Source organism: Pseudomonas sp. R62 (assembly GCF_000257605.1).
Lineage (GTDB): Bacteria > Pseudomonadota > Gammaproteobacteria > Pseudomonadales > Pseudomonadaceae > Aquipseudomonas > Aquipseudomonas atacamensis.
The window spans coordinates 3,503,000-3,510,389 of record NZ_JH635998.1 but is presented as its reverse complement, the minus strand read 5'-3'; the positions used below and the strand labels follow the sequence as shown (position 1 = coordinate 3,510,389).

Here is a 7,390-nt window from a genome sequence, read left to right as displayed (position 1 = left end):
CAACTGATCCGGCTCGGGGCGGTGGCTCCAGTCGGAGACGTTGTCCATCAGCAGCAAACGTTGCAGGTCGCCGCCCAGCCCTGCGGAAATCAGTTTCTCTTCCACCAGGTGCACCGTCGCAACGATGCCCATGGCGAAAGCGCCGGCGACCAGTGCGCTCATCAGCGCAAAGGCGATGATGATCCGCTGGGAAAGACTCTGCTTAAACTCCATCTCGCCCCTCGGCCAAGCGATAACCGACACCGTGCACGGTGTGCAGCAGTGGCTTGGCGAATGGCTTGTCGATCACTTGGCGCAACTGGTGAACATGGCTGCGCAGGCTGTCGCTGTCGGGGCAGTCATCGCCCCACAGCGCTTCCTCGAGAATCTCCCGACGCAGTACGTGCGGGCTCTTCTGCATCAACACCGCGAGCAGCTTGAGACCGACCGGGTTGAGCTTGAGCAGCTTGCCTTCGCGGGTCACTTCCAGGGTGTCGAGGTCGTAGCTCAGATCACCGACCTGCAATGCGCGGCGACCGCCGCCCTGAGCACGGCGCATGACCGCTTCGACGCGGGCGGCCAGTTCGGACAGCGCAAATGGTTTGATCAGGTAATCGTCGGCGCCGGACTTGAAGCCCTGCAGCCGGTCGTCGAGTTGGTCGCGGGCGGTCAGCATGATCACAGGCGTATCGCGCCGGGCATCTTCGCGCAGGCGTTTGCACAAGGTGTAGCCGTCGATGCCGGGCAGCATGATGTCGAGCACGATCAGGTCGTAATGCTCGGTGGCCGCCAGATGCAGACCGGACAAGCCGTCTTGTGCGCAATCGACGGTATAGCCTTTCATGCCCAGGTAATCGGCCAGATTGGCCAGGATGTCACGGTTGTCTTCGACCAGCAGAATTCGCATGGACATCTCCTCCGAACGGGGTAACGGCCGTCTTGGCCCGCGCAGCTTACGGCCAAGTGTGGCTGAGGGCTAGGGGCGTTTTTCGATAAACCTGCACTGCGCGCGCTGCGACGTTTTTTTCACTTTCGGTTAACAAATCGCCGACGCCAGCGCGCGCAGACTCCGCGCGATTACGCTCTCTCCTCCGTTCATCGACCAAGGAACCTGCCATGGTGTCGACCTCTGCCCTTCCCGCTTCAAGACCGCTGAACTGGTGGTTGTGTCTGGGCATTCCCGCAGCGGCGGCGATCATTCTGCTGTTGCTCGAACTGACCGATCTGGACATGGTTCTGGCGCAAATGTTCTACGACCCGGTGGCCGGGGACTTCATCGGGCGGCACAGCTATTTTCTCGAAGACATCCTGCATGACCGGGCGAAACAGCTGGTGATCGGCTTCTCGGGGTTTGCCATCCTCGGTTTCATCGGCGCGTTTTTCATCCAAAGGCTGAAACCGTTCAAGCGCGAACTCGGTTGCCTGGTGCTGTCGCTAGGGCTGGCAACTTCGTTTGTCACGCCGGTCAAAGCCGTCACCGCCGTGCAGTGCCCATGGAGCCTGGAGCAATTCGGCGGTCACGAGACCTACAGCAAACTGATGGAGCATCGCCCCGCCACGGACAAGCCGGGACGTTGCTGGCCGGGTGGCCATGCGGCAACCGGGTTTACGTTGTTTGCGTTGTTCTTCGTGTTGCGTGACCGCCGCCCGCGACTGGCGCGGCAGGCGTTTGTGTTCGCCTTTGCGCTGGGCTCGGTGTTCTCGATCAGCCGCATGATGCAGGGCGCGCACTTCTTTTCGCACAACGTGTGGACGGCGATTTTCTGCTGGCTGATTTGTCTGGGGGCTTATTACTGGGTGCTGTATCGCCCGGCTGGCAAGACTGCAACGGTTGTCAAAGCACTCCCCGTCAGCGCTTGATCGGACGCCATCGCTGGCAAGCCAGCTCCCACAGGGACTGAGGGTGTTCACACACTATGTGCCCGACCTTGGATTCCTGTGGGAGCTGGCTTGCCAGCGATGGCCACACCTCGGTCTGTAGCCCACCCCGGAATTCGGGCAATAAAAAACCCCGCTGACTTTCGCCAGCGGGGTTTTGCGTTACAGGGCCAGGGCTGGCTTACATCATGCCGCCCATGCCACCCATGCCGCCCATGTCTGGCATACCGCCGCCAGCTGCACCTTCTTTCTTCGGTGCGTCGGCAACCGCTGCTTCGGTGGTCAGGATCAGACCGCCGATGGAGGCTGCAGCTTGCAGAGCCGAACGGGTTACCTTGGTTGGGTCCAGGATACCCATTTCGATCATGTCGCCGTATTCGCCGGAAGCAGCGTTGTAACCGAAGTTACCTTTGCCGTTCTTCACTTCGTTGACGACTACGCTTGGCTCGTCACCGGAGTTGGCAGCGATCTGACGCAGCGGCGCTTCAACAGCGCGACGCAGCACAGCGATACCGACGTTCTGGTCAGCGTTGTCGCCGGTCAGCTCGGTCAGTGCTTCCAGAGCACGGATCAGCGCCACGCCACCGCCAGGTACCACGCCTTCTTCAACGGCTGCGCGGGTTGCGTGCAGGGCGTCTTCAACGCGGGCTTTCTTCTCTTTCATTTCAACTTCGGAACCAGCGCCAACCTTGATCACTGCAACGCCGCCGGACAGCTTGGCCAGACGCTCTTGCAGTTTTTCACGGTCGTAGTCCGAGGAGGTTTCGGCAACCTGGGCGCGGATCTGAGCGATACGGCCTTCGATGTCTGCCTGCACGCCAGCACCGTCAACGATGATGGTGTTTTCCTTGGACAGGGTCACGCGCTTGGCGTTACCCAGGTGCTCCAGGGTGGTGCTTTCCAGGCTCAGACCGATCTCTTCGGAGATAACGGTGCCGCCGGTCAGAACAGCGATGTCCTGCAGCATGGCCTTGCGACGGTCGCCGAAGCCCGGTGCCTTGACGGCAGCGACTTTGACGATGCCACGCATGTTGTTCACAACCAGAGTCGCCAGGGCTTCGCCTTCAACGTCTTCGGCCACGATCAGCAGCGGACGGCCGGCTTTGGCAACGGCTTCCAGCACTGGCAGCATTTCGCGGATGTTCGAGATCTTCTTGTCGACCAGCAGGATCAGCGGGCCGTCGAGCTCGGCAACCATGGTGTCCGGCTTGTTGACGAAGTATGGCGACAGGTAGCCACGGTCGAACTGCATGCCTTCTACAACCGACAGTTCGTTTTCCAGGCCCGAGCCTTCTTCAACGGTGATCACGCCTTCTTTACCGACTTTTTCCATGGCTTCGGCAATGATGTCGCCGATGGAGTTGTCGGAGTTGGCCGAGATGGTGCCGACCTGAGCGATGGCTTTGAAGTCAGCGCATGGCTTGGACAGGGCTTTGAGCTCTTTGACAATGGCGATGGTCGCCTTGTCGATACCGCGTTTCAGGTCCATCGGGTTCATGCCGGCAGCGACGGCCTTCAGGCCTTCGTTGACGATCGACTGAGCCAGAACGGTAGCGGTGGTAGTACCGTCACCAGCGTCATCGTTGGCACGGGAGGCAACGTCTTTGACCAGCTGCGCGCCCATGTTTTCGAAGCGGTCATCCAGTTCGATTTCTTTGGCGACGGAAACGCCGTCCTTGGTGATGGTCGGAGCGCCGAAGCTTTTCTCGATAACCACGTTACGGCCTTTCGGGCCCAGGGTCGCTTTTACCGCGTCAGCCAGAACGTTGACGCCTTTGAGCATCTTGGTACGGGCGGCATCGCCGAACTTAACTTCTTTAGCAGCCATGATCGATATTCCTTAAATACTTTGTAGTAGCGGGAAAATGAACGGGGATATCAGCCTTCGATAACCGCGAGGATTTCGTTCTCGCTCATTACCAGCAGGTCTTCGCCATCGACTTTCACAGTGTTGCTGCCGGAGTAAGGACCGAACACAACCTTGTCGCCTTCCTTCACGGACAGTGCACGCACTTCACCGTTTTCCAGAGCTTTGCCCGGGCCTACAGCGAGAATCACACCGTGGTTGGCTTTTTCAGCAGCCGAACCTGGCAGGACGATACCGCCAGCGGTTTTCTTTTCTTCTTCGCTGCGACGGATGACGACGCGGTCATGCAGAGGACGAAGCTTCATTGTCGATCTCTCCTAATTGTGGTTTTCATCGGCCGGTGTAGTCCCGGCGGGTTTAACGAATCCGGCCTGCGCCGGTTGCGGTCCGTCGAGCGAACCGCGCAAGTCTGTCCGGTTTGAATACCGGAAACCTTTCGGTGACCGATACATAGGGGCGTACAAGCCGATTACAAGGGCTGGCGGAAAAAATTTTTCATCCAGACACAGTAAATAACAGCCATAAACGAGCACGGCACCCGCAGGTGCCGTGTCGATGCTGATATCACTTGTTGTCGCGGTGTTCGAACTCGCCTTCGATCACATTCGGCTCTCGACCGAGCGGCTCGCGCGGGGCCGGGCCGCCACGGGGTTGCAGGTCGTCGGCGAAGGCACGCTGGCGCATCGCCTGGTCTTCAGCACGCTGGCGCATCTTGTTCGCCAGCAGACGACGGGTGACCGGCAACAGCATCACCAGACCGACCACGTCACTGATGAAGCCGGGAATGATCAACAGGCCGCCGGCCAGTGCCAGCATCAGGCCTTCGAGCATGGTCTGCGCGGGCAATTCGCCGCGATTCAGGCTTTCCCGGGCACGCAATGCGGTGGCCAGACCGGCGACGCGCAGCACGAACACACCGAACATCGAGCCGAGAATGATCAGCAGCAGGGCCGGGAAGAACCCGATTGAGCCTGCCACTTTGACGAATACGAACAGCTCCAGCACTGGAAACAGCAGAAAGAGCAACAGAAAAGGGCGCATCAAAGTTTCCTCAACGCAAGAAATGCCTTGCAGTAAGCCTTAGATGACGTCGCCCTTGCGTGAATTCAAGCTTAACTTTGCGCTTTTTTCGGCCAGGACTGGGCGTGAGCCAGAGAAACCAAGGCCTCGCGCACTTGTGTCGGCGTATTACATGGCGCAGCGAAGGGCAACCAGTAGACGGCCTGACCAATGCGCAGGTGCATGCCTTCGCTGTCGATCCCGGCCAGTTGCGCCGGCACACTGTTCGGCAGCCCGGCCAGCTCGACGTAATGGGCGATGGCCTTGGCGTGGTCGCTGTTCATGTGCTCGACCATGCTGATTTCCGCCTTGCCGGCGAACGGGTTGGCCAAGGTCAGATCGTCGATCCAGTGGATCGCACCAAAGCCGCCGATGTAGCGATGGCGCACCGGATCGAGCACCCAGAAATCGAAATCGTGGGCCTGGTGATAATTCTGCGAGTCGGGGAAGTAGCGGTAATAACGCTCGGCGGCAGCCTCGATGGCGGCCGGGTCTTCGAGTTTCTGCGCTTGGGCCAGATAGGTCAGCCGCCCGACCGCCTGCACATCGTCGGCCTCGCGCTCGCCCACCAGCATCGAACACTTCGGATCTTTCTGCAGGTTATGCGTGTGCTGGGCGATGCGGCTGATCAGGATCAGCGGCCGGCCCTGCTCGTCCAGGCAATACGGCACAACCGAGCCAAAGGGAAAACCCGGCATCGATTTGGAGTGGGTCGACAGCACTCCACGGTATTCCTTGAGAAGCAATTCTCGGGCATTCTTCGCCACTTCAGCGCTCAATTTGTGACTCCTTAAATGGGTTCCGTCTAGAAAACGGACAGGCGCGCAGCGAAAAGTAACCGGCGCGCATCGGGCAGATGTTCGTGTGCAACCAGGCCTGACCGGTGCCTATCGAGCGTTGCCGACAACAAAAACAACTCAGACCTGCCAGCGGGACATGCGAATGCAACTCAACGACAAAGTAATCATTATCACCGGCGGTTGCCAGGGTTTGGGCCGTTCCATGGCCGAGTATTTCGCCGGCAAGGGCGCGAAACTGGCCCTGGTCGATCTGAATCAGGAAAAACTCGACGACGCCGTGGCCGCCTGCAAAGCCAAAGGTGTCGAAGCGCGCAGCTACCTGTGCAACGTCGCCAATGAAGAACAGGTCGAGCACATGGTCGCGCAAGTGGCGGAAGACTTCGGCGCCATCCACGGCCTGATCAACAACGCCGGGATCCTGCGCGATGGTCTGTTGCTGAAGGTCAAGGACGGTGAGATGACCAAGATGAGCCTGGCGCAGTGGCAGGCGGTGATCGACGTCAACCTCACCGGCGTGTTCCTCTGCACCCGTGAAGTCGCAGCGAAAATGGTCGAGCTGAAGAACAGCGGTGCGATCATCAACATTTCGTCGATCTCCCGTGCGGGCAACGTCGGCCAGACCAACTATTCCGCAGCCAAGGCCGGCGTCGCGGCGGCGACCGTGACCTGGGCGAAGGAGCTGGCGCGTTACGGCATTCGTGTCGCGGGCATCGCACCGGGCTTCATCGAAACCGAGATGACCCTGGGCATGAAGCCGGAAGCGCTGGAAAAGATGACGTCGGGCATTCCGCTCAAGCGCATGGGCAAGCCCGAAGAGATCGCCCATTCGGCGGCGTATATCTTCGAGAACGACTACTACACCGGGCGGATTCTGGAGATGGATGGCGGGTTGCGGATCTGACTGTCACCCTGAAACAAATGTGGGAGCGAGCCTGCTCGCGAATGCGGTGTGTCATTCAACCCATTGGTTGTCTGATCTACCGCTTTCGCGAGCAAGCTCGCTCCCACAGGTTTTTCAGCGCTGCCGATGGATCAATCGTCGCTGATGGTGATATTCGGCATCGCCGGCGTGGCCGCTTCCTGCAAGACAATGCGCGCACCGACGTGGCGGGCCAGTTCCTGATAGACCATGGCAATCTGGCTGTCCGGCTCGGCGATTACGGTTGGCTTGCCGCCATCGGCCTGTTCGCGGATCAGCATCGACAGCGGCAGTGAGGCCAGTAGTTCGACGCCGTACTGGGTGGCCAGTTTCTCGCCGCCGCCTTCACCGAACAGATGCTCGGCATGCCCGCAGTTCGAGCAGATGTGCACGGCCATGTTTTCCACCACGCCCAGCACCGGAATGTTGACCTTGCGGAACATTTCCACGCCTTTGCGTGCGTCGAGCAGCGCCAGATCCTGCGGCGTAGTGACGATCACCGCACCGGCCACCGGGACTTTCTGCGCCAGGGTCAGCTGGATGTCGCCGGTGCCTGGTGGCATGTCGATGACCAGATAATCCAGATCGCCCCACGCGGTTTGCGTGACCAGTTGCAGCAGCGCCCCGGAAACCATCGGCCCGCGCCAGACCATCGGCGTGTTGTCGTCGGTCAGGAAGGCCATCGACATGACTTCCACGCCGTGAGCCTTGAGCGGCACGAACCACTTCTGATCCTTGACCTCGGGCCGGGTGCGCTCGGGAATGCCGAACATGATGCCCTGGCTCGGGCCGTAGATATCGGCGTCGAGGATGCCGACTTTGGCGCCTTCACGGGCCAGCGCCAGCGCGAGGTTGGCAGCGGTGGTGGATTTGCCCACGCCGCCCTTG

General features: G+C 60.1%; 8 protein-coding genes and 1 pseudogene. 2 read left to right on the top strand and 7 right to left on the bottom strand.

Translation table 11 applies throughout. The annotated features are described in order from the left end of the window. Positions 1-213: pseudogene (locus tag OQK_RS16915) on the bottom strand (two-component sensor histidine kinase); the annotation flags it as partial. Next, positions 203-886, bottom strand: a complete 684-nt coding sequence (colR, locus tag OQK_RS16910) for a two-component system response regulator ColR (protein ID WP_016773421.1) — start codon at positions 884-886, stop codon at positions 203-205. The pseudogene OQK_RS16915 and the gene colR, both read right to left, overlap by 11 nt. Positions 887-1,095: 209 nt before the next feature. On the opposite strand from colR, the gene OQK_RS16905 reads away from it, so the two are divergent. Further along, a complete protein-coding gene (locus OQK_RS16905) occupies positions 1,096-1,839 on the top strand; it encodes a phosphatase PAP2 family protein (protein WP_016773420.1) in 744 nt (247 codons plus the stop codon). Positions 1,840-2,038: 199 nt separating this feature from the next. Here OQK_RS16905 and groL read toward each other — a convergent pair whose 3' ends face one another. The 4 genes from groL to OQK_RS16885 all read right to left on the bottom strand — a co-directional run bounded on the left by groL (position 2,039) and on the right by OQK_RS16885 (position 5,562). Next, positions 2,039-3,685 carry a chaperonin GroEL gene (gene groL / locus OQK_RS16900; protein WP_016773419.1) on the bottom strand — a complete coding sequence of 549 codons (1,647 nt, stop codon included), beginning with the start codon at positions 3,683-3,685 and terminating at the stop codon, positions 2,039-2,041. A gap of 50 nt (positions 3,686-3,735) precedes the next feature. Next, positions 3,736-4,029 (bottom strand): co-chaperone GroES, encoded by a 294-nt coding sequence (locus OQK_RS16895; protein WP_007916610.1) that lies wholly within the window; start codon positions 4,027-4,029, stop codon positions 3,736-3,738. A gap of 259 nt (positions 4,030-4,288) precedes the next feature. Continuing rightward, positions 4,289-4,765, bottom strand: a complete 477-nt coding sequence (locus OQK_RS16890; RefSeq protein WP_016773418.1) for an FxsA family protein — start codon at positions 4,763-4,765, stop codon at positions 4,289-4,291. Between the two features lie 71 nt (positions 4,766-4,836). Beyond that, positions 4,837-5,562, bottom strand: a complete 726-nt coding sequence (locus OQK_RS16885) for a HugZ family pyridoxamine 5'-phosphate oxidase (protein WP_016773417.1) — start codon at positions 5,560-5,562, stop codon at positions 4,837-4,839. Between the two features lie 163 nt (positions 5,563-5,725). Between OQK_RS16885 and OQK_RS16880 the strand changes: the two genes are divergently transcribed. Continuing rightward, positions 5,726-6,484, top strand: coding sequence for an SDR family oxidoreductase (locus OQK_RS16880; RefSeq protein WP_016773416.1), 759 nt, complete (start codon positions 5,726-5,728; stop codon positions 6,482-6,484). A 131-nt stretch (positions 6,485-6,615) separates the two neighbouring features. Here the strand turns inward: OQK_RS16880 and apbC are convergent. Further along, on the bottom strand, positions 6,616-7,390 hold a 775-nt coding region (gene apbC, locus OQK_RS16875), incomplete at its 5' end, for an iron-sulfur cluster carrier protein ApbC (RefSeq protein WP_038861026.1).